At 36.4% G+C, this 22524-nt stretch carries 18 protein-coding genes and 2 pseudogenes; 2 read left to right on the plus strand and 18 right to left on the minus strand.

What is annotated here, in order from left to right:
* Positions 1 to 36: 36 nt before the first annotated feature.
* The 11 genes and pseudogenes from V192_RS0109020 to V192_RS0109070 form a co-directional block, all read right to left on the minus strand.
* The gene (locus tag V192_RS0109020) at positions 37 to 2670 is read right to left on the minus strand and encodes an HAD-IC family P-type ATPase (protein WP_025870991.1); all 2634 of its coding nucleotides are present in this window, start codon (positions 2668 to 2670) and stop codon (positions 37 to 39) included.
* A gap of 182 nt (positions 2671 to 2852) precedes the next feature.
* Complete coding sequence (locus V192_RS0109025) at positions 2853 to 3122, minus strand: type B 50S ribosomal protein L31 (RefSeq protein ID WP_025870994.1); 270 nt, start codon at positions 3120 to 3122, stop codon at positions 2853 to 2855.
* Positions 3123 to 3220: 98 nt separating this feature from the next.
* Complete coding sequence (gene rho / locus V192_RS0109030) at positions 3221 to 4513, minus strand: transcription termination factor Rho (protein WP_025870996.1); 1293 nt, start codon at positions 4511 to 4513, stop codon at positions 3221 to 3223.
* Positions 4510 to 5790: a UDP-N-acetylglucosamine 1-carboxyvinyltransferase gene (locus V192_RS0109035; RefSeq protein WP_025870997.1), complete on the minus strand. Its 1281-nt coding sequence runs from the start codon at positions 5788 to 5790 to the stop codon at positions 4510 to 4512. Before V192_RS0109035 ends, rho begins: the two co-directional genes overlap by 4 nt.
* 319 nt (positions 5791 to 6109) lie before the next feature.
* Positions 6110 to 6976, minus strand: a complete 867-nt coding sequence (locus tag V192_RS0109040) for a class II fructose-bisphosphate aldolase (protein ID WP_010760933.1) — start codon at positions 6974 to 6976, stop codon at positions 6110 to 6112.
* Between the two features lie 214 nt (positions 6977 to 7190).
* On the minus strand, positions 7191 to 7640 hold the full coding sequence (locus V192_RS0109045) for a hypothetical protein (RefSeq protein ID WP_025870999.1): 450 nt from the start codon (positions 7638 to 7640) through the stop codon (positions 7191 to 7193).
* Entirely contained in the window at positions 7640 to 8413 is a 774-nt protein-coding gene (locus V192_RS0109050; RefSeq protein ID WP_025871001.1) for a MurR/RpiR family transcriptional regulator, read from the minus strand. Before V192_RS0109050 ends, V192_RS0109045 begins: the two co-directional genes overlap by 1 nt.
* Positions 8414 to 8515: 102 nt before the next feature.
* Complete coding sequence (locus V192_RS0109055; RefSeq protein WP_025871003.1) at positions 8516 to 9847, minus strand: 6-phospho-alpha-glucosidase; 1332 nt, start codon at positions 9845 to 9847, stop codon at positions 8516 to 8518.
* Positions 9848 to 9869: 22 nt separating this feature from the next.
* A pseudogene (locus tag V192_RS19795) lies at positions 9870 to 11485 on the minus strand (alpha-glucoside-specific PTS transporter subunit IIBC).
* A 370-nt stretch (positions 11486 to 11855) separates the two neighbouring features.
* The gene (locus V192_RS0109065; protein WP_029948193.1) at positions 11856 to 12446 is read right to left on the minus strand and encodes a hypothetical protein; all 591 of its coding nucleotides are present in this window, start codon (positions 12444 to 12446) and stop codon (positions 11856 to 11858) included.
* A gap of 199 nt (positions 12447 to 12645) precedes the next feature.
* Entirely contained in the window at positions 12646 to 12834 is a 189-nt protein-coding gene (locus V192_RS0109070; protein WP_025871007.1) for a hypothetical protein, read from the minus strand.
* 127 nt (positions 12835 to 12961) lie between these two features.
* Here V192_RS0109070 and V192_RS0109075 point away from each other — a divergent pair, with 127 nt between their 5' ends.
* Positions 12962 to 13276 (plus strand): MerR family transcriptional regulator, encoded by a 315-nt coding sequence (locus tag V192_RS0109075; protein WP_025871009.1) that lies wholly within the window; start codon positions 12962 to 12964, stop codon positions 13274 to 13276.
* 65 nt (positions 13277 to 13341) lie between these two features.
* On the opposite strand, the pseudogene V192_RS19800 reads toward V192_RS0109075, so the two are convergent.
* Positions 13342 to 14270: pseudogene (locus tag V192_RS19800) on the minus strand (YitT family protein).
* 276 nt (positions 14271 to 14546) lie between these two features.
* On the opposite strand from V192_RS19800, the gene V192_RS0109085 reads away from it, so the two are divergent.
* Positions 14547 to 15041, plus strand: a complete 495-nt coding sequence (locus V192_RS0109085; protein WP_025871011.1) for a YajQ family cyclic di-GMP-binding protein — start codon at positions 14547 to 14549, stop codon at positions 15039 to 15041.
* Positions 15042 to 15436: 395 nt separating this feature from the next.
* On the opposite strand, the gene V192_RS0109090 is transcribed toward V192_RS0109085, so the two are convergent.
* The 6 genes from V192_RS0109090 to V192_RS0109115 all read right to left on the minus strand — a co-directional run bounded on the left by V192_RS0109090 (position 15437) and on the right by V192_RS0109115 (position 22450).
* Positions 15437 to 16402 carry an asparaginase gene (locus V192_RS0109090; RefSeq protein WP_025871013.1) on the minus strand — a complete coding sequence of 322 codons (966 nt, stop codon included), beginning with the start codon at positions 16400 to 16402 and terminating at the stop codon, positions 15437 to 15439.
* Positions 16403 to 16571: 169 nt separating this feature from the next.
* Positions 16572 to 18932 (minus strand): ATP-dependent DNA helicase, encoded by a 2361-nt coding sequence (locus V192_RS0109095; protein ID WP_025871016.1) that lies wholly within the window; start codon positions 18930 to 18932, stop codon positions 16572 to 16574.
* A 240-nt stretch (positions 18933 to 19172) separates the two neighbouring features.
* Positions 19173 to 19655 (minus strand): GNAT family N-acetyltransferase, encoded by a 483-nt coding sequence (locus V192_RS0109100; protein WP_025871018.1) that lies wholly within the window; start codon positions 19653 to 19655, stop codon positions 19173 to 19175.
* A 258-nt stretch (positions 19656 to 19913) separates the two neighbouring features.
* Positions 19914 to 21071, minus strand: a complete 1158-nt coding sequence (argJ, locus tag V192_RS0109105; RefSeq protein WP_025871020.1) for a bifunctional glutamate N-acetyltransferase/amino-acid acetyltransferase ArgJ — start codon at positions 21069 to 21071, stop codon at positions 19914 to 19916.
* A gap of 223 nt (positions 21072 to 21294) precedes the next feature.
* Positions 21295 to 21975, minus strand: coding sequence for a Bax inhibitor-1/YccA family protein (locus tag V192_RS0109110; RefSeq protein WP_025871022.1), 681 nt, complete (start codon positions 21973 to 21975; stop codon positions 21295 to 21297).
* Positions 21968 to 22450 carry a MaoC family dehydratase gene (locus V192_RS0109115; RefSeq protein WP_025871024.1) on the minus strand — a complete coding sequence of 161 codons (483 nt, stop codon included), beginning with the start codon at positions 22448 to 22450 and terminating at the stop codon, positions 21968 to 21970. The genes V192_RS0109110 and V192_RS0109115 overlap by 8 nt, the downstream gene beginning before the upstream one ends.
* Positions 22451 to 22524 lie beyond the last annotated feature (74 nt).

The raw sequence follows: 22524 nt of genomic DNA on the forward strand, positions 1-22524 counted from the left end.
GTATTCCATTTTTGCTAAACAGAATACCTCCATAATTCATTTAATTTTTTTCAGTTTTCGAGTAATTAGTTTTTCAAGTTCTACGACTACAAATACAACGACCCCTGAAAGTAACGCTAATTTGATATATGGCCAACCTATAGTTGCTGTCCCTAGCGCTAGATGCATGATCGGCGTGTAAGTCAACAACCCTTGTAAAATAACTAAAACGAGCAGAGATAACCATAATATTTTATTTGAGAGGATACTTTTATTGATCGAAAACTTATAAATTTCCCGACAATTGATCATATAGAAAACTTGACCAAACACGATGGTTGTAATCAAAGTCGTTTGCATAACAGCTTCAGAAGCATTGCGTCCTTCTAAAAATCCATTAACTAAAAAACCTAGGGCTGCTAATAAGAGTGACACATAGACGATTCGGAAAACAGCATATCGATCTAAAATATTTTCTTTGGGATTACGTGGTGGCTGCTCCATACCATTTTTTGCTAACGGTTCAAACCCTAAGGCGAATGACAATGTAATTGTAGTCACCATATTTAGCCACAGAATTTGTACAGAAGTCAACGGTAATGGTCTATCTAACAATAAGGAAACCACTACTAATAATCCTTGTGCGAACGCCGTTGGTAAAGAAAAGTAAATTGTTTTTTTCAAGTTTTCATAAACGCGTCTACCTTCTTTGATCGCTAAGGTGATAGTCGCAAAATTATCATCTGCTAAGACCATATCCGCCGCATCTTTAGTCACTTCAGTTCCTTTGATTCCCATAGCAATACCAATATCTGCTTGTTTAAGAGCTGGTGCATCATTGACACCATCGCCTGTCATTCCAACGATTTGTCCATTTTTTTGGATTGCATGAACTAAACGTAGTTTATGCTCTGGTGTCGTTCTAGCATAAACATCATTTGTTAAGACCACTTGCGCCAGTTCATCATCGCTTAGTTGTTCAATATCTTTTCCTACCAATGCATTTTCATAGTTCTCAAGCCCAATTTCTTTGGCAATCGCTACCGCAGTATCCTTATGATCCCCAGTAATCATTTTCACTGAAACGCCTGCTTTGCGACTGATACGAACTGCTTCGATTGCTTCTTTTTTTGGCGGATCGATAATCCCAAATAGACCTGCAAGTACCATCCCATTTTGCAAATCTTCATGCGCAAGTGTTGCATGATCTTTTGTCACTTCTTTAAACGCAGCAGCTAAAATTCTTTGACCTTTAGTTGCTTGTTGGCTGATTTTTTGCTGCCAATAGGGTTCATTGAACGCTTCTGATTTTTCATCTGCTAGTTGATAATCAACCATATTTAATAAAATGTCTGGTGCTCCTTTTAAATAAATATAGCGTTTATCTTGGATATCGACTAATGTCGCCATGTATTTATAAGATGAATCAAAAGGAATTTTACTGATATCATGTTCTTCTTCCACAAGAGCTGTATGATTTGCCCAATCAAGTAATGCGCCTTCTGTAGGATTTCCGATCACTTCTCGGACACCATTTTTATATCTGATTTTTGTATCATTACAATACAAAGCAATTTCAGCCATTTTTCGTAAATTTCCATCTTTTTCGACTTGGCGAATAGAATCTGATTCTGCCTTATTTTTTGTTGTATCGATCGTTTCTTTTGTAGTTACTAGTGCTACAACTTCCATCTCATTTTTTGTTAGAGTTCCTGTTTTATCCGAGCAGATCACGCCCATACTTCCCAACGTCTCAACAGCTGGCATTTTTTTGATAATAGCATGCTGACGTGCCATTCGTGTTACACCGACGGATAAAATAATAGATAAAACGGCTGGTAATCCTTCTGGAACAGCCGAAACAGCTAAAGCAATCATAGAAGAAAGTAATTCACTTGCCGACAATTCTCGGAAAAACAAACTAAACAAAACAAGAAAGACGATTAATCCCATTAAAAATAGAAAAATTTGTTTATTTAATTGTTTCATTTTTTTGATTAAAGGTGTTTCATGACTCCCCACACTTTTCAAATGCTGATTGATCTTACCGATCTCAGTTTGATCTCCGATTTGTACAACGATCCCAATACCTGTACCACTATTGACTAATGTACCGGAATACGCCATATTTGTGTGATCACCCAGATCTGCATCTTCATCAAGTGTAAGAGTATTTTTCTCAACAGGCGTTGATTCACCCGTTAAAATAGCTTCATCAATCACTAAATTATAAGCTTCCATCAATCTGAGATCTGCTGGAATAATATCTCCTGGACTTAAATAAACAATATCACCCGATACTAAAGATTCAGCTTTAACCGTTTCTTTTTCACCATCTAGTAAAACGACTGCCTCGGAGCTCATCATAGATGAAAGACTTTCCAAAGAATCCGTGGCTTTTGCTTCTTGAACATAACCGATAACTGCATTGATGATCACTACAAACAAAATAATTGCCATATCAACAAAATCGCCACTGATACCTTTTAAGACAGCTGATACAAGTAGCACATAAATCAATAAATCATGAAAGTGATGGAAAAACTTTTGTAATTTACTTGCTTCTTTTTCTTTTGAAAGAGTGTTACTCCCTTCTTCTTGTTTCTTTTTTCTTAGCGCTGTATCAAGCCCGTTTGGACCAGATTTTAACGCTGTTAACACTTGTTCTGCTGTCATTTTATACCATATCATAACGACCCCTCCTCAATACTTTATTAAAGTGTACAAAATTGGAAGAGTAATTCATAACAAAAAGCCTTTGAGTGAAACAAAAATTATCTTTTCTTTAATTCTTAGACTTCCCACTTTTAATTTATATAAAAATAAGACCCAACTCATAAATGAGTCGGGTCTTATAACCATTGCTGTTTGAATTAAGCTTCTGGGTTGGCGTTGGCATCTTTGATACCATACTTTTTGTTGAAACGGTCCACACGTCCGTCTGCTTGTGTGAATTTTTGACGTCCAGTGTAAAATGGATGAGAGTCAGATGTAACTTCGACACGGATTACTGGATAAGTATTTCCGTCTTCCCATTCAACTGTTTCATCAGAGTGCTTAGTAGAACCTGATAAGAATTTAAAACCAGTTGTTGAGTCCATAAAAATAACTGGATGATATTCTGGATGGATATCTTGTTTCATAGTCTTTTCGCTCCTTTGCCCTGATCCATTTGCTGCATCAGAGTTTATTTGTCGGTATACAACAGTACTATAATAGCATGATTCGTTTATCGATGCAATTATCTTTTAATATTTTTTTTCGCTTGTCTTCCAAAAGAGACATCGTGAAAATCTTCAAAGAATTTTTGATTGTTTTTGGTTTTACGTAAAAATTTAACGAACTGCTCTGTATACTCTAACGAATCACCTGTCATATGATTACGCAACTTCCAAATTTCTTCTAGTTGATCTGCTGACATCAACAAATCTTCTTTACGCGTACCAGATTTCTTGATATCGATTGCAGGGAAAATACGGCGGTCCGCTAAATCACGAGACAAGTGTAGCTCCATATTCCCAGTTCCTTTGAACTCTTCGAAGATCACGTCGTCCATTCGACTCCCTGTATCCACTAAAGCCGTTGCAAGAATCGTCAAACTTCCGCCCTCTTCAATATTTCTAGCTGCACCAAAGAAACGTTTTGGTTTATAGAAAGCGGCCGGATCGATTCCTCCGCTCAACGTACGACCACTAGCTGGAATCACTAGGTTATAAGCACGAGCTAAACGTGTAATACTATCCATTAAAATCACAACATCTCGTTTGTCTTCAACTAAACGCATCGCACGCTCCAAAACCAACTCAGACACACGTGTATGATTTTGCGGTTGTTGATCAAATGTCGAAGAAACAACATCCCCGTTCACACTACGCTCTAGGTCTGTCACTTCTTCTGGACGTTCATCGATCAAAAGTAAAATCAATTCTACATCTGGATAATTTTCTGAAATACCATTGGCAATCTCTTTCAACACACTTGTCTTACCTGCTTTAGGAGGTGCCACGATCAAACCACGCTGACCAAAGCCGACTGGAGAGAAAATATCGATCATGCGTGTCGATAATCTGCCGGGAGTTGTTTCTAATTTGATTTGTTTTTCGGGGTAAAGTGGTGTTAAGGCTGGGAAATGCGGGCGTTCTTTTGCTTCTTCAGGATCTTTCCCGTTGACACTTTCAACATGCATCAAGCCATAATAACGTTCTGATTCTTTTGGAGGCCGTGCCTTTCCGGCAACTTTGTCACCATTACGTAAACCAAATCGGCGAATTTGAGAAGACGAGATATAGATGTCTTCTGCACTAGGTCCATAATTGATTGGACGTAAAAAACCATAGCCGTCTTGAGAAACAATATCAAGGATTCCCTCCATGAAGAAAAACCCTTGTTTCTCAGCTTGTGCTCTGATAACTGCTAAAGAAAGTTCTTTTTTATTCATTTGACTATAATATGGGATCTTGAATTCTTTCGCATACGAATAAATATCTTTTAATGTACTGTTTTCAAGTTCCGCCATCGTTAAATAGTCACTCATTTAGCCACCTCGATTTCTTCTTCAGTTTCGATCATTTGAATGTCTGCACCAAGTGCCGTTAATTTTTCAATAATATGATCATAACCACGTAAAATGTATTCTACATTGTAGATTGTCGTTGTTCCTGTCGCCATTAAACCAGCTATCACTAAACAAGCACCTGCTCTAAGATCCGAAGCAACAACTTCTGCTCCATGTAATTGCGTTGGACCATTGATTACGATCATATTGCCTTCAATCGATGCATCTGCCCCCATTCGTACAAGTTCTGGAATATGTTTTGTCCGTTGTGCGTAGATACTATCAATAACCTCACCTGTACCCTTAGCTTTTAACATCAAAGGCGTGATCGGTTGTTGTAAATCTGTTGCAAAACCTGGATATGGATATGTTTTGACTGTTGTCATTTTTAGATCATGAGACGGATGTACTTCGATCATATCTTCTTCGATCGTCATTTTAACGCCCATTTCTTGTAATTTAGCAATAAAACTTTCTAGATGTTCGTAAATCACGTTACGAACTTTTACACCTTCACCCATTGCTGCAGCTAAGGCTAAATAAGTACCAGCTTCAATTCGATCTGGAATGATCGAATGACGACAGCCGTGTAACTTTTCAACACCTTCGATTCGGATAATATCTGTTCCTGCTCCACGGATATTTGCCCCCATATTATTCAATAAAGTGGCCACATCGATGATTTCCGGTTCACGAGCCGCATTCTCAATGATCGTTTTTCCTTCTGCTTTTACAGCAGCTAACATGACATTGATTGTTGCGCCGATCGAAACCATATCCATAAAGATTCTAGTTCCATGAAGTCCGTCTTTCGTTCTTAAATACATTGCACCGTGTTCATTCGTTACATCAGCGCCTAACGCTTCAAAGCCTTTGATATGAAGATCGATGGGGCGAGGTCCTAAATAACAGCCCCCAGGCAGTCCAACAACACCTTCACCAAACTTTCCTAATAATGAACCCATGAAGTAATATGAGGCACGCAGACTATTGATTTTTCCTTTTGGCATTGGAACAGAAACGATTTCAGTTGGATCGATGACTAATATATTGTCAGTAAAGGTTGTTTTAGCACCCATGATTTCTAAAATTTCAATTAACGAATGTACATCTTGAATATCAGGGACACCATCTAATGTTACTGGTGAATCAGCCAAAATAGCTGCTGGAATTAATGCAACTGCACTATTTTTGGCTCCGCTGATTGATACTTCTCCTGTTAAAGGACGATTACCATTGATTACGATTTTTTTCATTTATTATTCTCACCTATCTATGTAAAACAAATAGTTTTATTTTTTTGTAATATACCCAAACTATTCTAACACATTAAAGGACAATAAAAAAGCCAATAGCCGTTCGCTTTCAACTATTTTTCATCATTTACTTGTTTTTATGTCATTTTTAAAACTAATTGAACCTTGCTCAACGAAAAAACAAGACTAAACAGTCCATCCTCAGTTGAACAATTTTTTCTCATCAGTAAAAAAGAGTGTGAAACAAACCAAATTAAACATCAGTTTGTTTCACACTCTTTTTTTGAATAAGTGACTTTTTCTCAGCCGCTTAAATTTATTATGCTTTGTTAGCAGAACCGAACCATTCGATACGTTGTTCTACTAATTCAGTAACAGCTTTTGTTCCTGGTGCTAATAATTTACGAGGGTCAAATCCTTTACCTTCAAGATCTTTGCCTTCTTCGATGTATTTACGTGTTGCTGCTGCAAATACTTCTTGACACTCAGTGTTTACGTTGATTTTAGACACGCCCATTGAGATTGCTTTTTGAACTTGTTCTAAAGGAATACCTGATCCACCGTGTAATACTAATGGAATGTCACCAACAGCGTCAGCGATTTCTTGTAAGTGGTCAAATGCTAATCCAGTCCAGTTGTCTGGGTATGAACCGTGGATGTTACCGATTCCGCATGCTAGGTAATCAATACCTGTAGCAACCATTTGTACACATTCTTGAACGTCAGCTAATTCGCCAGAACCGATGATTCCGTCTTCTTCGCCGCCGATTGAACCAACTTCACATTCTACAGAAACGCCTTTAGCATGTGCTTTGGCAACAACATCTTTCGCTTTTTCGATGTTTTCTTCAAATGGTAAGTGAGATCCGTCAAACATTACTGAAGTATAGCCGATTTCGATACATTCTAATGCATCTTCATATTCACCGTGGTCTAAGTGAAGAGCTACTGGTACAGTAATACCCATTGAATCGATCAAATCTTTTACTAAATCGTAACATACTTGGTATCCGCCCATGTATTTAGCCGCACCCATAGAAGTTTGGATCAAAACTGGCGCTTTTTTAGCTTCTGCAGCTTCAAGAATCGCTTTTGTCCATTCTAGGTTGTTTGTGTTGAATCCTCCGACACCGTAGCCGCCTTTGCGAGCTGCTTTAAGAAATTCTGTTCCTGATACTAATGGCATAATAAAATTCCTCCTAAGTTTTAAAAAAACTTTATTTGTTAAGGATATCCTTAACCAACAGTTACATTTTAGCAGACTTTTTAGTACTTTTCTACTAAAATTGACTTTTTCAGAAAACTTTTGTCCAGACTTTCACAAAACTGTAGACACTTGCTGCTTTTTGTCCAAAAAAAGAGTGAAACAAGTACGGTTTCCTGTCTCACTCTGCCAAACATTATAATGATAAACGAATCCAAACAACCAGAATCGTCAATACACCTACAAACCCCATCAATCCGTAAGTCATCCATTGCACTTGTCTTGATAAACCAGCTTCCTCTTTAGCATCTAATAAGCTTCGATAGAATAAGAGACACAGTATAAACCCTGGAATATTTAATGAAACGAGTTGTTGAACCAAATTGAATTTTAAATAGGTACCCAATAACGAGTGACGACAATCACTTGAATTGCCAAGGACATATAGTCCAAACAATTGGAAAATCAACAATAACACAACTATGCTTGTTAAAGTCAAACTAGGAATATGCATAAAAACAGTCCCAACTGAAACATTTTGGACCATTGCCAAACTCAAACTATATAAACCAAATAACAGTGGGACTATAAGCCAATAACCAAATAATAGTCGTTTCATTTTCGTTGGATGTAAAAGAACTGTCATCACATTTCCTCCTCAAATTGTTTGTTTAAATATGTCACATATTTTCTATAGATCAAATCAACCAGCACACTTAACCCAACTAAGGACTGAGCAATGTGTTCTTTACCAGAAACAGTAAAAGGGGTTGAATAATAAAAATAGGCATATTGAGCATGTTCTGCAAAAAAGTTATGAGAGAAAGCAGTGATAGACGCAACAGGGATTTTCCGTGCATTCAAAGAAAGAATATTTTCTTTGACATCATCTGTTTCCCCACTTAATGATACAAATAACACAATATCTTCTTTGCTGATCATCGACATACTGATATCTAGTTCTGTTTTAACTGGAATGATAATCGAACGTTTATCACAAATCATCAACATCTTAGAAAATTCTTCAATGACTTTACGTTGTGAGTATCCTGTTGCGTAACAATAAACAGTACTTGCCTTTTGAATGGCTCTATTTAACGAAGTGAAATCAGTCTGTTGTGCTAGTTTAACTGTATTTTCAATATCTTTTGTTTGCAGATCAATCAAGTCTGTTTCTGTTGTACCAATATTATTTTGTTTTGCTTGTCGCATAAAATATTTAAATTCTGAATAGCCGGAAAAACCTAACTTTTTAGTCAAACGTAAAATCGATGATTTGGAACTATGGACTTTTTCACCTAATTCAATAATACTAAGTCGCATAATATCTTGTTCATTTTCTAAAATGTATCCTAAAATAGCCCAATCCATCTCACTCAAATTTTTTTGGTGTTTTTGCATCAACGTCTCTAAATTCATATCGGGTCCCTCATTTCCTTAGTGTTCTCCCCTTAGTATAAAGGATGAAAAATCAAAACGATACTAAGGGAATTTTCTAAGGAAAATGATAGCAAACGATTCCTATGACAACTTAGGCCAAAACTCTTTATTTGCTTCCACTAAATCATCTAAAATTTCTTGAGCGATCCGAGCATTCGGAACAATTCTCGATAACATCAGCGCTTGCCATAATTTTTGGTACGAGCCTTCTGTCCAAGCTTCGACCACTAATTTTTCAACTGCTACTTGTTGCTCCATCAATCCTTTTTGGAAACGTGGAATTTTTCCTTGAACGATTGGTTCTGGACCATTACTTCCTACAATACAAGGGACTTCTACCATCGCCGTTTCATCAAAGTTAACAACAGCTCCTTGATTTTCAACGATCAATAACATTCTTTCATGTGTGTTATAGGCAATTGCTCTTGCTAGATCAACAATATAAGAGGCGTGTTCATCTACTTCAAGCGTTGTTCCTTTCGCTGTTCCTGCTTTGGTAATGCGATTGCATTCACCAAAAACATGCTTTTCACGTCCAGCCATCACTTCGTTAGCACGCGTATATTCTGGATTTGCATGCGCTACTTCATCTTGAGGATAAAAGTAGTATTTCAAATACGTATTCGGCAATGTGGAAGGATCGACAGCATAAACTTCTTTTGCTTTAGCAAACGTGTGCTTCCAGCTAGCATCTGTATGTTGAGATTCTTCCACTTCCTCTTTTAATGAATACCCATACTCTTTTACGTGCTCTTTGATTTGTGGCATCAAATCATTGCCGTCTTTATCCCGAATATCCGTCCACCAGCCAAAATGATTCAAGCCATAATAACGAACGACCATGTCTTTTCTTGAACTTAGGCCTACAGTTTTTGCCATTCTTTCTTCAATACCAACAGGCATATCACAAATATTGATGATTTTACTTTCAGGTCGTAGCTTCCGAGTTGCTTCAGCCACGATGGCCGCTGGATTGGAATAATTCAGCATCCAAGCATCTGGTGAGTATTTTTCCATATAATCGATCAATTCTAAAACACCACCAATTGAGCGCATTCCATAAGCTATTCCACCTGGTCCACAAGTTTCTTGGCCGATTACACCATATTTCAAAGGGATTTTTTCATCCTTTTCTCTCATCGCGTACAGCCCGACACGAATATGTGCCATCACAAAATCAACATCGGTAAAGGCTGTTTTCGGGTCAGTTGTTGCAAGAAAATCAATCTCTGGTGCTTGTTCTTTAATGATGATCTGGCACGCATCTGCGATTTGTTTTTGTCTTTCTGGATTATTATCATAAAATTTGATTTGTCTGATTGGAAATTTTTCTAAATTATCCAATAACATTAAAACGATTCCAGGAGTAAATGTACTTCCTCCACCTGCAATTACGATTGAAAATTTCTTCATTTCTTCTCCAGCTCCTTCGCTTTTATTCATTTATTTGATGTTCATTTCCTAATGTTAATAAGTTCTCAAATTGCTCTCTCACTTGTGGTACATCTAAACCAACGATTACTTGAAACGCGGTACCATTTCTAACAACACCATGTGCACCACCTTCTTTGAAGGCACTATCAGGTGAAACGATTCCTTCATCCTTCACAGTAATTCTTAAACGAGTCGCGCAATTATTCACTTTTTCGATATTATCACTGCCACCAAATGCTTCTAAATAGATAGCTGCTTGTTCTGTATACTGGTTCGCACCAGCAATAGCAACATCCCCCAAAGCGCCAGCTTTTTTCGCTTCTTTATATTCCTTTTTACTATACAATTTAACTTCTTGGTCTTCTTCTTCTCTTCCAGGTGTAGCAAAATTGAACTTCAGAATCAACGCCCGAAAAATAACGAAATAGATCAAAGTGAAGGATAAACCAATAATCAATTGCGTAAAGATCATCCCTTTATGATTGGCAAACAGCGGAATCCAGTTTTTTGCCAATAAATCGATGAAACCACCGCCCATATCTCCTACCACACCAAAGAAATACATTGTCGCAGCCATTGTGGCAGCTAACACAGCATGCAAAACAAATAGTGGCGGTGCTATAAATAAGAAAGTAAACTCCAACGGTTCTGTAATACCAGCTAAAACAGCGGTCAATGTTACCGGAATCAAAATTGCTAGTACTTTTTTCCGCTTATCAGGTTTGGCTGTAAAATAAAAAGCCGCTGCAATACCAGGTGAAGCAAAGATTTTTGAGTTCCCATGTAACGCAAAACCACCTTGTGGAAATAGTTGTTTGATTGGCTTTGTCGTTTGGGCATATTCATTTAAGTGTGCCATCCAATATTTAGTGATACCATTTTCAACAACTGCCGGTCCAAAAACAAATGGCGTATAGATAAAATGATGCAATCCCGTAGGAATCAAAATTCTTTCTAAAAACGTATACAACCATACCCCAAAGGTTCCGGCACTTGCAAGAATGTCTGCATCGAACCGATACCCATTTGAATTTTCGGCCAAATCAGACAAATCAGAAAAGCAATCGGCAACATTGCGAAAAAGCCTAAAATCGCAATCAATGATGATCCTTGGAAAATCCCTAAGAAATCTGGTAATTTGGTATCAAAATAACGATTATGCAGCCAAACTACGATTGCTGAAATAAAAATCGCTCCAATGATCCCTGTATCCAATGTTTTGATCCCTGCAATCAGCTTCATGCCACTATCGCCACCGACTTCTTGAGTAAAATCAACACCAAAGAATGATCCGAAATACTCTAACATGCTGCTAATAAAATAATTGCAGGTCAGGTAGATCACAAACGCTTCCATCGCTGCTCGAGCATTGGCTTTTTTAGCTAAGCCAATCGGCAAACCTATAACAAATAATAATTCCATTTGATTGAAAACAGTCCAAGCACCGCTTTCTAAAACAGACCAAATCCCATACCAAACAGTTCCTTCATTTGCAATACTTCCAACAATCATGGGATTCTTAAAAATAATTGCCAGCGCTACCATAATTCCCGAAAATGAAAATAGTAAGACTGGGGTAAACATTGCGCCTCCAAACCGTTGCACTTTCTCCATCACTAGTGAAACACCCTCCTTCTATTTATTTACTTTACACATTAGTTATACCATCGGATGAATCCGCTATCAATCCTTTGGAGATCTTCTGGGAAGTCAGTTTCCAACAAGAGAAAAAGTGTCAAGTTCTGGGAAATTTACCAAGAATGTCTACAACAAAAATAGACTAAAGTTAAAGGATGTGGGACAAAACTAAAAATCAGTTTTGATGTGTGTTCTAAAACCGAATAAACGGCGAGAAAAAAAGCTCCTTCGGAAATAAGCTGGAATTCACAAAAATTTGAAGAACAATTTTCGTAAATTCCAGCTTATTTCTCAGAGCTAAACGCTTTTGTCTCGACCTCCTCTAATCCTAGTAAGCTGTTAGTCTATTTTACAATTTTTCTTTTATATATGAATCATGTAACCATTTTTCAGTTACTCTGCCGGCTTCCCAGACAATGCCTCTTTCAAAAGTAATCACTTCGCCATTACTTCCAACAATCAGCCAGCTATAATCACTTGTAGATGGGCGATAACATTTATACTTCATTCCTGAAACAGTTACTTCATGACCTTCTAAAATAATTGTTTCATCATGTTGGTCGATCCATAAATTCTCCAGTGTTTCAAAATATCCTGGGTCAAATTGATCTAAAAATTGTTTAGCGATTCTTTTTGTTTCTTCTTTACTCAATAATTTTTGATCATCAGACAGGGTATATTTTTGATCCATGTGAGTAAATCCAAGAATGTGCTTTGTTTCTTTTTCAATAGTAACCGAAAAATGTTCTCCGAATAAATCATTGTTTATTTTCTCAGGTATATATCGAACCAGCAGAATACCTTTCCCGTTTTGCTCCAGATCATTTGTTACACTTTTTAAATCAAATTCATCTGGAATAGATAATTTTTCTTCAATAACCGTTAAGTAGTCTTGATACTCATCTCTTAACGCTTGATTTACATTTACTTCAGCCGTCATTTTTTTATCTCCTTCCATAGATAACTTTTTATTGGTCGATTGAACGTCATTTTTTGAATCACTCACCGTCTTGTTTTGCATGAGTTGAAAACTATAAAGAACAATGCAAACCAAAAGCCCAATAAACACTTTCACTTTCCAACCTTTAAAATACCTAATAAAACCAGCTCCTCTTCATTAGAATCTCTTTATTAACGAACTATCTCTTCACAAGCACTGTGATTAATTTTGGTAAAAACGATGAACTAACCACAATAACAACAAAAGTAATCAACCAAGATACCATCCACATACACAAAGAGTAAGAATGAACTTGAGCATGTACAAATGTTAAGCTACGTAAAATGCTAGCCGTTGGAATAAAGGCATTGAGATCTCTACTAAACATTGGATATTTTCTCCTTTTTTATAACCCTAATATTGTAGATAATCTACAATAATTGTACAATATATCCATTGATTGTCAATATGTTTTTTTTGTTGTATACTGAATCAAACAAAAGTGGGAGGTCATTATGGATTTCATTGACATAGATTTATTAAGAAAAATGTCTGTAACAATTGGTGAAGCCTCTAATATCACAGGGATTTCTGTAAGAAAACTACGATATTGGGAGAGTAAAAATATCATACGTAGTGTAGATGAAGGTCTTAATAAAACGCGCAAATTTGACTACTACGAAATCAAAAAAATTATTTTAATTAAAGAACTATTAGATGAAGGGTATACCTTGGATAAGTCAGCTGAAAAAGTTGAGCTTAGAATGAAGAATCTTCAAGATATATTTAAAAAATTAGAAGTTTCAAGAAATGATAGTGACTTAACTTAGCTATTTCTAGATAACAAAAAAACAAACACTTACCAAGAGGAAGTTGTTTGTTTTTTGTATATTGATTATTTTTTCTTATGCTTTTTCATCTCAGGAAAACTTCCTGTACTTTTAAAGATCCGCTGCTCATCTTCATTCGCAAATCGTCCTAACACAGAATGCGTCGGGATAATGTTCATAAAGGCATTTTCATCTACTTCATAAACGATCTGCTCCAAATCATACAGCTCATATCGCGTGATCACCATCATGATCATACGTCCTTCAACACCAGAATAACCACCCATTGACGGTAGTAAAGTCATTCCACGAATCATCTGTTTTGAAATTGCTTGAGTCACAACTTCTGGTTGAACCGTAACGATCATCGCAGTAACTTTTTGATGACTTGTATGGATCGTGTCAACTACTTGAGTCATACAATAAATCGAAATAATCGTATATAACGCACTTTCCCAATCAAAAACAAACCCTGCGATTGCGACAATAATGCCATTTAGCATAAACATATAATTACCCACTGTTTTACCTGTTGTTTTTGATAAAACCAATGAAATAACATCCATTCCGCCAGTAGTGAACCCCATCTTAAGCGACAACCCAGCACCGATCCCAATCAGCACGCCACCTGCGATTGCATTCATCAACGGATTGGTTGTGATCACTTCAATTGGGATCAAGATCGTTGTTAAAGAAACCCAAGCTACATTTAAAAAGCTGTAAATCGTTGACTCTTTACCAAGTTTCATAAAGCCCAAAATAAAAATAGGAATATTTAATAATAGAATAAAAAGACCTGTATCCATTGTAATCCCAAGATGTGTATACAATAATGTTGCGATGATTTGCGCAACCCCATTCATTCCAGCTGAAAAAACTTTTGCCGGAATCAAAAAAAGTTCAAGCTGATTGCTACTAAAATTCCAGTAACAAAAATGACAGCAAACTTTTTCAACGTTTCACTTTGTTTATATGAAATAACCCACTTACTCATCCGAAACCTCCCAATCTTCTGGAAAGCTATAACGATTCTTTCCAGCTCCTATGCTTTATTAACTACCATAGAATTCCTCGCATTAGAATAACAGGTCACTCAAAAAAAGAAAAGTAAAAAAGCAGAAAATGAGGATTATTTTATTCTTATGTTTTAACTGTTCAACTAATTCGGTGAGTCTAGATTCAAAGCTCCTTTTTTCAATTATTTTTATACTTGTTTCTTCCCTATTTAATGGTACTATGAAAGTAAGAAATAATGGGAGGAGATCAACAAATGGCAGCAAAAGAAGCAAGCTTTGATGTAACATCTGAAATGAACATGGAAGAAGTCAAAAACTCGATCCAGATTGCTCTGAAAGAAATCAAGAATCGTTTTGACTTTAAAGGGTCGATCGCCGATATAAAATTGGAAAATAATAAATTAGTAGTCGTCGCAGAAGATGATTACAAAATCGAACAAGTGAAAGATGTTTTGTTCAGCAAATTAGTCAAACGAGCAGTTCCTATCAAAAATATCCACTTTTCAACAAGTGAAAAAGCCCTTGGTGGTTCTGCCCGCCAATACGGCGATTTGATTAGTGGAATCGACAAAGATAACGCTAAAAAAATCAATGTTGCAATCAAAAACTCTGGTATCAAAGTAAAATCACAGATTCAAGAAGACCAAATCAGAGTGACCGGAAAAAGCCGTGATGACTTACAAAAGGTAATCACCTTACTTAGAAACCTAGACTTACCTGTGGAATTACAATTTACTAACTTCCGCTAAAAACGAGCCCGAATAAACGGTGGGATCAGAAGCACCCCCTTCGGAAATAAGCTGAGATTCACAAAAATTTGAAGAGCAATTTTCGTGAATCTCTTCTTATTTCTCGGGGTTAAACACTTCTGACCCAACCTTGTTTTGTTTATATTTTTCTAAATAATCAGCCATGACTAGCCCCATTGTGGTGAAGATGGAACTAATCGAGCATATATGCAGCACCAACGTGAACATAACAATTAGTTGTTTCATGTGGCATTGAACCGTGACCTGCTCTTCCAAGAATCACGATCTTACAGCCTGATTGACCGATATGGATCAGTCCGGCCTGATAGTAGACCGCACTATTTTTTTAACTACTAATGTTGTGTAGACCTAATACATTATCTACACCATTTATTTTATTCACTCAAAAAATCAGACAGTGCTTGTGACTCTTTGCCACTATTTAACCCTACAATCAAACGAATACGCGCTTTGGGTCCATTCAATCCTCTAGAAAATATAATACCCATTTTCTTTAAGTTAACACCGCCGCCTTCATAATCGTAAATATCTTCAGCGATTCCATTAGAGCAACGTGACACTAAAACGATTGGGATGTTTCGAGCCAATAGTCGTTCTAGTGCAGGCAATGTTTCAGGTGGAAGATTCCCCGCTCCTAACGCTTCGATCACAACCCCATCTGTCCGATCATTATCAACTAAGTCAAATAAACTGCCATCCATCCCAGCATATGCTTTGATCACATAAACCTCACCAGTTACTTTTTGTATGTCACAGACTTCTTGAGAGCAAACTTCACTGGCAAAAAAAGTTCGTTCTTTAGCAATCATGCCAATTGGGCCAAACGTTGGGGTACGAAATGTTGCGACATTTGTGGTATGTGTCTTGGTTACATAGCGAGCTGTATGGATTTCATCGTTCATTACAACTAGTACACCTTTACCATACGATTCATCTGAACAGGCTGTCCAAACCGCACTAATAAAATTATACAATCCATCTGTCCCAATTTCATTACTTGAACGCATCGCGCCTGTTAAGACAACGGGAATTTTATTTTCCAGCGTAATATCCAAAAAGTAGGCTGTTTCTTCCAGAGTATCTGTTCCATGAGTGATGACCACTCCATCAATATTTTCAGTATACGCTTTTTGAATACGTTGCTTTAATACTAACATTCGTTCTAACGTCATATGAGGAGAAGGGATATTGAAAATCGGTTCAACAATTAAATCAACTTTCCCTGCTAATAATTCTTCTTGGTTCAACAATGGATTCATGTTATTAGTCGTCACATTTCCATCTGCTTCTTTTGACATCGAAATCGTGCCGCCTGTATGTAACACTAGAATTGTTTTCATTTTTAGTCTCCTTATCATTTTTATTCCTATTTCCGCTCAAAAAAGAGCCGATAAACAAAACTTCGGCCTTTTTAACATGCTATTCACTTAAACTAAATACTAACTATACAGTTTACTCGCCTGTATTAGTATACCAGTAAGAACTGTTTTTTCCTACCATCATCTTTGATCAATTCGAATGCCAAAACTGATGCAAAAACTGCTGGGTTCGTTCTGGTGAAAAAGAGGTCTGTACTTGATTCCAATGAGGTGGGAAAAAGCGCTGAACAGCTGCCGTTGAGAAACGCTGGTCTAAAAGTAAAACAGTTCCTTTGTCATCTGTGTCTCTAATAACTCTACCTGCTGCCTGCAATACTTTATTCATCCCTGGAATTTGATAAGCAAATTGGAACCCTTGATTGTTTTCTTGATCATAATAGCTTTTGATCAATTCTTGTTCATGGTTGATTTGCGGCAATCCTACCCCAATAATTGCCGTTCCAATCAAACGACTACCTTTTAAATCGATCCCTTCAGAAAAAATACCTCCTAAAACACAAAAACCAACGAGCGTTTCAGTCGGATTTGAAACGAAATCAGCCAGAAAAGCCTCCCGTTCAGACTCATTCATCAAACTTGCCTGAATCTTTGTTTTAACAGTAGGATTTTTTTGACGGAACATGTCATAGATAATATCCATATAGGAATATGAAGGGAAAAATACAAAGTAATTACCGGCCTTTTGCTGGATCATACTCGTCAGACTTTCAATGATTTTTTCATAACTATGCTCACGTTCTTTGTACGTTGTTCGAATGTAATTTTCAATTACTAACAATTGATTTTCTTTTGGAAAAGGACTTGGAATACGATAACGTAAACTTTCCTCTCCACCGCCTAAAACTTCTTGATAATAATCCAATGGTGTCAAACTTGCAGAAAATAAAATACTGGACTTACCTTTATCTAATTTTTGCTGTAAAAGATAACTTGGATCGATACAGAATTGTTTAACTGTAATATCATGATTCTGACAATTCACATAGGTGCAATAATGATCATCGTATCCTTCACTGATTTTCGTATAATTCAGTAAATCAAAATAAACAGCCAAGATTTGATTTATTTCAGCATGATCTTGATTTTCTGGAAGCCATTCTTTGATTTTTTCAGCTAAAGAATAAGCAACCTTAACCAGCGAATCAATCGGTGCATGTTGATGGATAAATTCTTTCTCTTCTTCATCACAAACTTGTTTGATTTTGTCAAATTCTTTTTCGACTTTGTTAAGTGCACGAATCAGCTTTGTTTGTTTTTTATCGAGTATCGCTTTTAAAGAAGACATGCGGCTTTTGGATAACACCGCTGAATACATTTCTCTAGAGCGATTCACTAAATTATGGACTTCATCTACTAAAAATATATTTTCTTTGACTTCTGTCTGCTCCTCAAAAAAACGTCTTAAATAGACAACCGGATCAAATAAATAATTATAATCGCAAATCACTAAATCACACCACAAACTAACATCTAAAGACAGTTCAAAAGGACATAAGGTATGTTTACGTGCGTAACGTTCGATGACTTCACGAGTAAATTGATTTTCATTATTTAACAAATCCCATAAGCCTTCATTCAATCGATCATAGTAACCATTGGCAAAAGGACATGCTTCCGGCGTACAATTTCGTTCAGTTAAGAAACAGATTTTATCTTTTGCTGTCAAGGTAACACTTTTTAGCTGCATATCCTTTCGTTTCATCGCTTCCACAGCATCTTCGGCTACTTGGCGAGTGATTGTTTTAGCAGTTAAATAGAACGCTCTTTCTGCTTGTTCTTCACCGATTGCTTTTAGTGTTGGAAATAAAGTCGAAATAGTTTTTCCCGTTCCAGTCGGTGCTTCAACAAATAATTTTTGATCACTTAAAATTGTTTTATAGACAGCCACAGCCAGTTCCCGTTGACCAGCTCGATAATCGCCATATGGAAAAGGTAATTTTTGTAATGAGCAATTCCGAATCTGACGCCAATTGGCTTTAAAAATCAGCCATTGTTCATATTTTTGAGTCAGATCGTCAAAGAATATTTTTAGCTCTTCTTTGGTAAATTCTTTTGTTTGTCGAGTGATTTCTTCGGTTGTAGTTTGATAGTAGGTCAATTGTAACGTGATTTCATCCAAGTCTTCCTGCTGGCAGTAAATATGTCCGTAGCACATCACCTGATACCAATACATGTCGATTTGTTCTTCTAACAATTCCGAAAAAGCGGGTTCAGATGTTTTGATTTCATCGATTACTGTCCGTTTTTGGTCATTGATAAAGAGGCCATCTGCTCGCCCTTCGATTATGTATGTCTGTTGATTCAATTCTATGTCAATGGCTAATTTTATTTCTTTTTGATACTTCTCACCAGCTGTTTTTTGTAGCTTCCGATGAATTTTAGCACCTTCCAGCGCAGTATGTTCACTGCTTGTATAGCGAGCATCAATGCTGCCTCTGCGTAAAATGAACTCCACTAATCTGCGGACTGCAATTCTTTGTGTACTTTGCATGTTCGATCCCACCTATCATTTACTCATTATAGAACATACATTCGTAAAATAAAAGAGGATAGAACAAAATATAGGCATTTTGTTCTATCCATACTAGCATGTATAATTTAGGTGCAACACTAAAAATTGAAGGCGGAAAAGCCTGTTCTGAGGTTGAGCCAGGAGTGTCTAACCTTGAGAAATGAGAAGAGCTGCTTCTGATCCCACCGTTTATTCGGGCTCTTCGTTCATAGTATAAGCTTACTCTAAATCAATATAATAGAGTAGGATATCTTCATACTCTCCAGAAATATTTCTATAAGCTTTTGGAACTTTACCTATTTTAGTAAATCCAATTTTTTCATACAATTGGATAGCGTACTGATTTGTTGTAACAACTGCATTGAACTGTAGTATGTTATATTTCAGTACTTTTGAGATCTCAATAGAATGTAAAACTAACTGTTTTCCAATCTTGTTTCCTCTAGCACTTTCTTTGACAGCGTAGGAAGCATTTGCGACATGATCAAGTCTTCCTATTGAGTTAGGGTGTAAAATATAAACCCCGACTACTTCGGAATTGATTATAGCAACCCCAGTAAAGTCTTGGATTTCAAAAAAGACTTTTGCTTCCGTTACTGTTAAAGTATTTTCTTGCGGAAAATACATACCTGAGGTGATTGCATCATTCCAGATGCTGGTAATTTCTTTCAAATATTTATCGTTGTATTCTTCAATAATCATGTTCTTTTCCTCCATTAATTTGTATTTATATTAACGAAAGAATGGAACATCACATTCATACAATGTTGAATAAAACATATTTTTTCTCCTTCAATTCAAAAATTATTGTTACATGAAAAGTTCCTTTACTATAATAATACTAATAATAATTTTGTAATGCAAAAAAGAATTATCAACATTTCTTTTTCTCAAAGATATATTAAATGTTGCACTTGATTTGATAATTCTAGTAGATATAAAAATCATACGTTCGTTCCGTCAGGTAGAATAATCACTATTTATTTTGACATATTCATAACTTAAATCGCAACCAACCACTTCAAAGGTTTCTGAACCTTGATGTAAATCTACGGTTAGATAGATATCTTCATTTTTTTCGATGTATTCGGCGATTTGCTTGATGTTGTGTTTTTCTTCATTGTTGTTTAAAAAAATCGGATAAGCTCCATAATAAATTTCTACTTTGTTTTGATCAAAAATCAAGCCTTCTGTTTTACCTAAAGCCATTGCGATTCGTCCCCAATTAGGATCATGACCAAATAATGCTGTTTTCACTAAAGGCGAATTGATGATCGATTTTCCAGCTTGTTTAGCTTGTTCCTTTGTCTCAGCATTTTTAACGGTGACAAACATCGTTTTTGTTGCACCTTCTGCGTCCTTTACCACATCTATTGCCAATTCTCTACACAGTTGATTCAGTGCTTTTTGTACTTGTGCTTGTTCGACTTCATAATGGTTACTAGCTAAAAAAGCGACAGTATCGCTTGTGCTCGTGTCAGAATCGATACTGATCGTATTGAAAGATTGATTTACTGCCGTTTTCAACATCGGATATATCGCTTCTTTCGCTATTTTGATATCAGTTAAAATATAGGCCAACATCGTGGCCATATTGGGTTCAATCATACCTGAGCCTTTGACAATTCCTAAAATCGTGCCAGCACCAACTTTTAAACTACGAACCTTGATTCTTTGATCTGTCGTTAAAATAGCGTGCGCAAAATTATTATAGTCCTGATCTAATTCAATTGGCTGTTGTTTCAAATACGTTTCGATCAGTTCAATTGGCAACTGAGGACCAATGACTCCTGTGGAAGAAGGCAAAATATTTTCTTTATCGATCTGTAGCTTGCTGGATAAGCAGTCTAAAATCTTGAATTCATTTTCTCGTCCAGTTTGTCCTGTTGCAACATTTGCTATACCGCTGGTTACTACGACCGCTTGTAATTCAGCATTTGCAACATGAGCTTTGCCAATCGGTATACATTCTCCACAAAAGGTATTTTTCGTGAATACAGCCGCCGCGTGACTAATTTCATCTGCTACTATCAAACCCAAATCCTTTTTTCTTTTTTTGATTCCAACATGAGCACCATAAAACTTAAACCCTTTAGGGACTTCTTCATATTCTTCCATTCGTTACACCATCCTACTATTATTAGCGATACATTAAAACCCCTCTATATTTCTCTAATTTTATAAAAGTATAAATCAAAGAAATCAAATAGTCAATGATTTTTATACACCAAATTGAAGTATAAAGTATTTTTATACAAAATAATCACGAAAAACAGTATATTAATGTAAAAAAAGAGCACTCAGATTGTTCTGAATGCTCTCGTTTTTATTCTGTTTCTAATTAATTATTTTTACCGAAAATACGCAAGAAAGCTAAGAATAAGTTGATAAAATCAAGATATAATTGTAAAGCGAAAAATACAGCAATTCCAGTACCAGCTTGTCCACCTGTTTCATTATATACTTGACGAATTCTTTGATTATCATATGCTGTGATTCCAGCGAAAATCAAAACCATCAAGATTGAAATGAAAAATGATACTGCACTGCTACGTAAGAAAAAGAAATTGATGACCATTGCAATAATAATCCCGATTAAGGCACTATATGCGGCATGACCCATTGCAGATAAATCTTTCTTTGTAAACATTCCGACAAATGCCATTGCACCAAATGTTGCTGCAGCACTCACAAAAGCACTTACTACAGTTGCTTGGGCGTATAATAACAACGTTGCAGAGATTGTCACACCATTTAAGATAGAGTAAACTAAAAATCCGCTGATTGCTAAAGTCGGATTTTTTTGTGCTCTAACACCTAAAAATAAAACTAAGCCAATCTGCAACAACCATAGTCCGAAAAATAATACTGTAGAATTTAGTAATGTTACCAATACAATTGGGAAAACGTTTAAAATCAGATAGGATACTAAGGCACTAACACCGATTCCCATTGCTAAAAATGCATATATTTTTGAATAAAACTTGTTTATTCCAACATTTGCTACTGCGCCATTATTCATTTGTTTCTCCTTCTTTCTCTTCTAAATCTTCTAATGTTACTTGAGGCGGCTGAACCATTACCACTGCATCAAGTACTCGATCTTCTTCTTCATTGACAGCTTCAATCGAAATCGTCACAACGTCTTTCATTTTATCTACCTTGATCACCTCAAACTGAAACGTCAACGTCTCATAATGAAAAACTGGTTCTACAAAGTTCACCGAAAAGTTGACCACATGAGAGCCTGGTCCTGGTAAATGCTTTGAAATTGCACTGGTGATGATTCCCATCAACATGATCGATGGAACGATCGGTTTGTTGTATTCTGTTTTTTGGGCATAATCATGTTGGATATATAAGGGATTGGCATCGTTTGTTAAGCCCAAATAAAGAAGCAACTCTTTATCTTCGATCGATTCGGTTAAAGACAGCGAATCGCCTTCCTCAATATCTTCGATGGTTTTGCCTAATTTTCTCGGTTTTCCGATATTCAAATTAGTACACCTCCACTAATGATAAGATAATTGTACCAAAATGACGACAAAAGGCAAGTTAAAAAGAAGAGGCT

This window comes from Enterococcus crotali, from assembly GCF_000633635.1.
Taxonomy (GTDB): domain Bacteria; phylum Bacillota; class Bacilli; order Lactobacillales; family Enterococcaceae; genus Enterococcus_L; species Enterococcus_L crotali.

Coding starts and splice junctions, on each gene's coding strand:
- rho (WP_025870996.1), bottom strand. CDS start 4,513: ATGAGTGACTATTTAACGATGGCGGAACTTGAAAACAGTACATTAAAA.
- argJ (WP_025871020.1), bottom strand. CDS start 21,071: ATGGAAGAATATGAAGAAGTCCCTAAAGGGTTTAAGTTTTATGGTGCT.
- V192_RS0109055 (WP_025871003.1), bottom strand. CDS start 9,847: ATGAAGAAATTTTCAATCGTAATTGCAGGTGGAGGAAGTACATTTACT.
- V192_RS0109070 (WP_025871007.1), bottom strand. CDS start 12,834: ATGTTTAGTAGAGATCTCAATGCCTTTATTCCAACGGCTAGCATTTTA.
- V192_RS0109065 (WP_029948193.1), bottom strand. CDS start 12,446: ATGACGGCTGAAGTAAATGTAAATCAAGCGTTAAGAGATGAGTATCAA.
- V192_RS0109095 (WP_025871016.1), bottom strand. CDS start 18,932: ATGCAAAGTACACAAAGAATTGCAGTCCGCAGATTAGTGGAGTTCATT.
- V192_RS0109110 (WP_025871022.1), bottom strand. CDS start 21,975: ATGAATAATGGCGCAGTAGCAAATGTTGGAATAAACAAGTTTTATTCA.
- V192_RS0109085 (WP_025871011.1), top strand. CDS start 14,547: ATGGCAGCAAAAGAAGCAAGCTTTGATGTAACATCTGAAATGAACATG.
- V192_RS0109020 (WP_025870991.1), bottom strand. CDS start 2,670: ATGATATGGTATAAAATGACAGCAGAACAAGTGTTAACAGCGTTAAAA.
- V192_RS0109040 (WP_010760933.1), bottom strand. CDS start 6,976: ATGCCATTAGTATCAGGAACAGAATTTCTTAAAGCAGCTCGCAAAGGC.
- V192_RS0109025 (WP_025870994.1), bottom strand. CDS start 3,122: ATGAAACAAGATATCCATCCAGAATATCATCCAGTTATTTTTATGGAC.
- V192_RS0109035 (WP_025870997.1), bottom strand. CDS start 5,790: ATGAAAAAAATCGTAATCAATGGTAATCGTCCTTTAACAGGAGAAGTA.
- V192_RS0109100 (WP_025871018.1), bottom strand. CDS start 19,655: ATGATTATTGAAGAATACAACGATAAATATTTGAAAGAAATTACCAGC.
- V192_RS0109045 (WP_025870999.1), bottom strand. CDS start 7,640: ATGACAGTTCTTTTACATCCAACGAAAATGAAACGACTATTATTTGGT.
- V192_RS0109050 (WP_025871001.1), bottom strand. CDS start 8,413: ATGAATTTAGAGACGTTGATGCAAAAACACCAAAAAAATTTGAGTGAG.
- V192_RS0109075 (WP_025871009.1), top strand. CDS start 12,962: ATGGATTTCATTGACATAGATTTATTAAGAAAAATGTCTGTAACAATT.
- V192_RS0109090 (WP_025871013.1), bottom strand. CDS start 16,402: ATGAAAACAATTCTAGTGTTACATACAGGCGGCACGATTTCGATGTCA.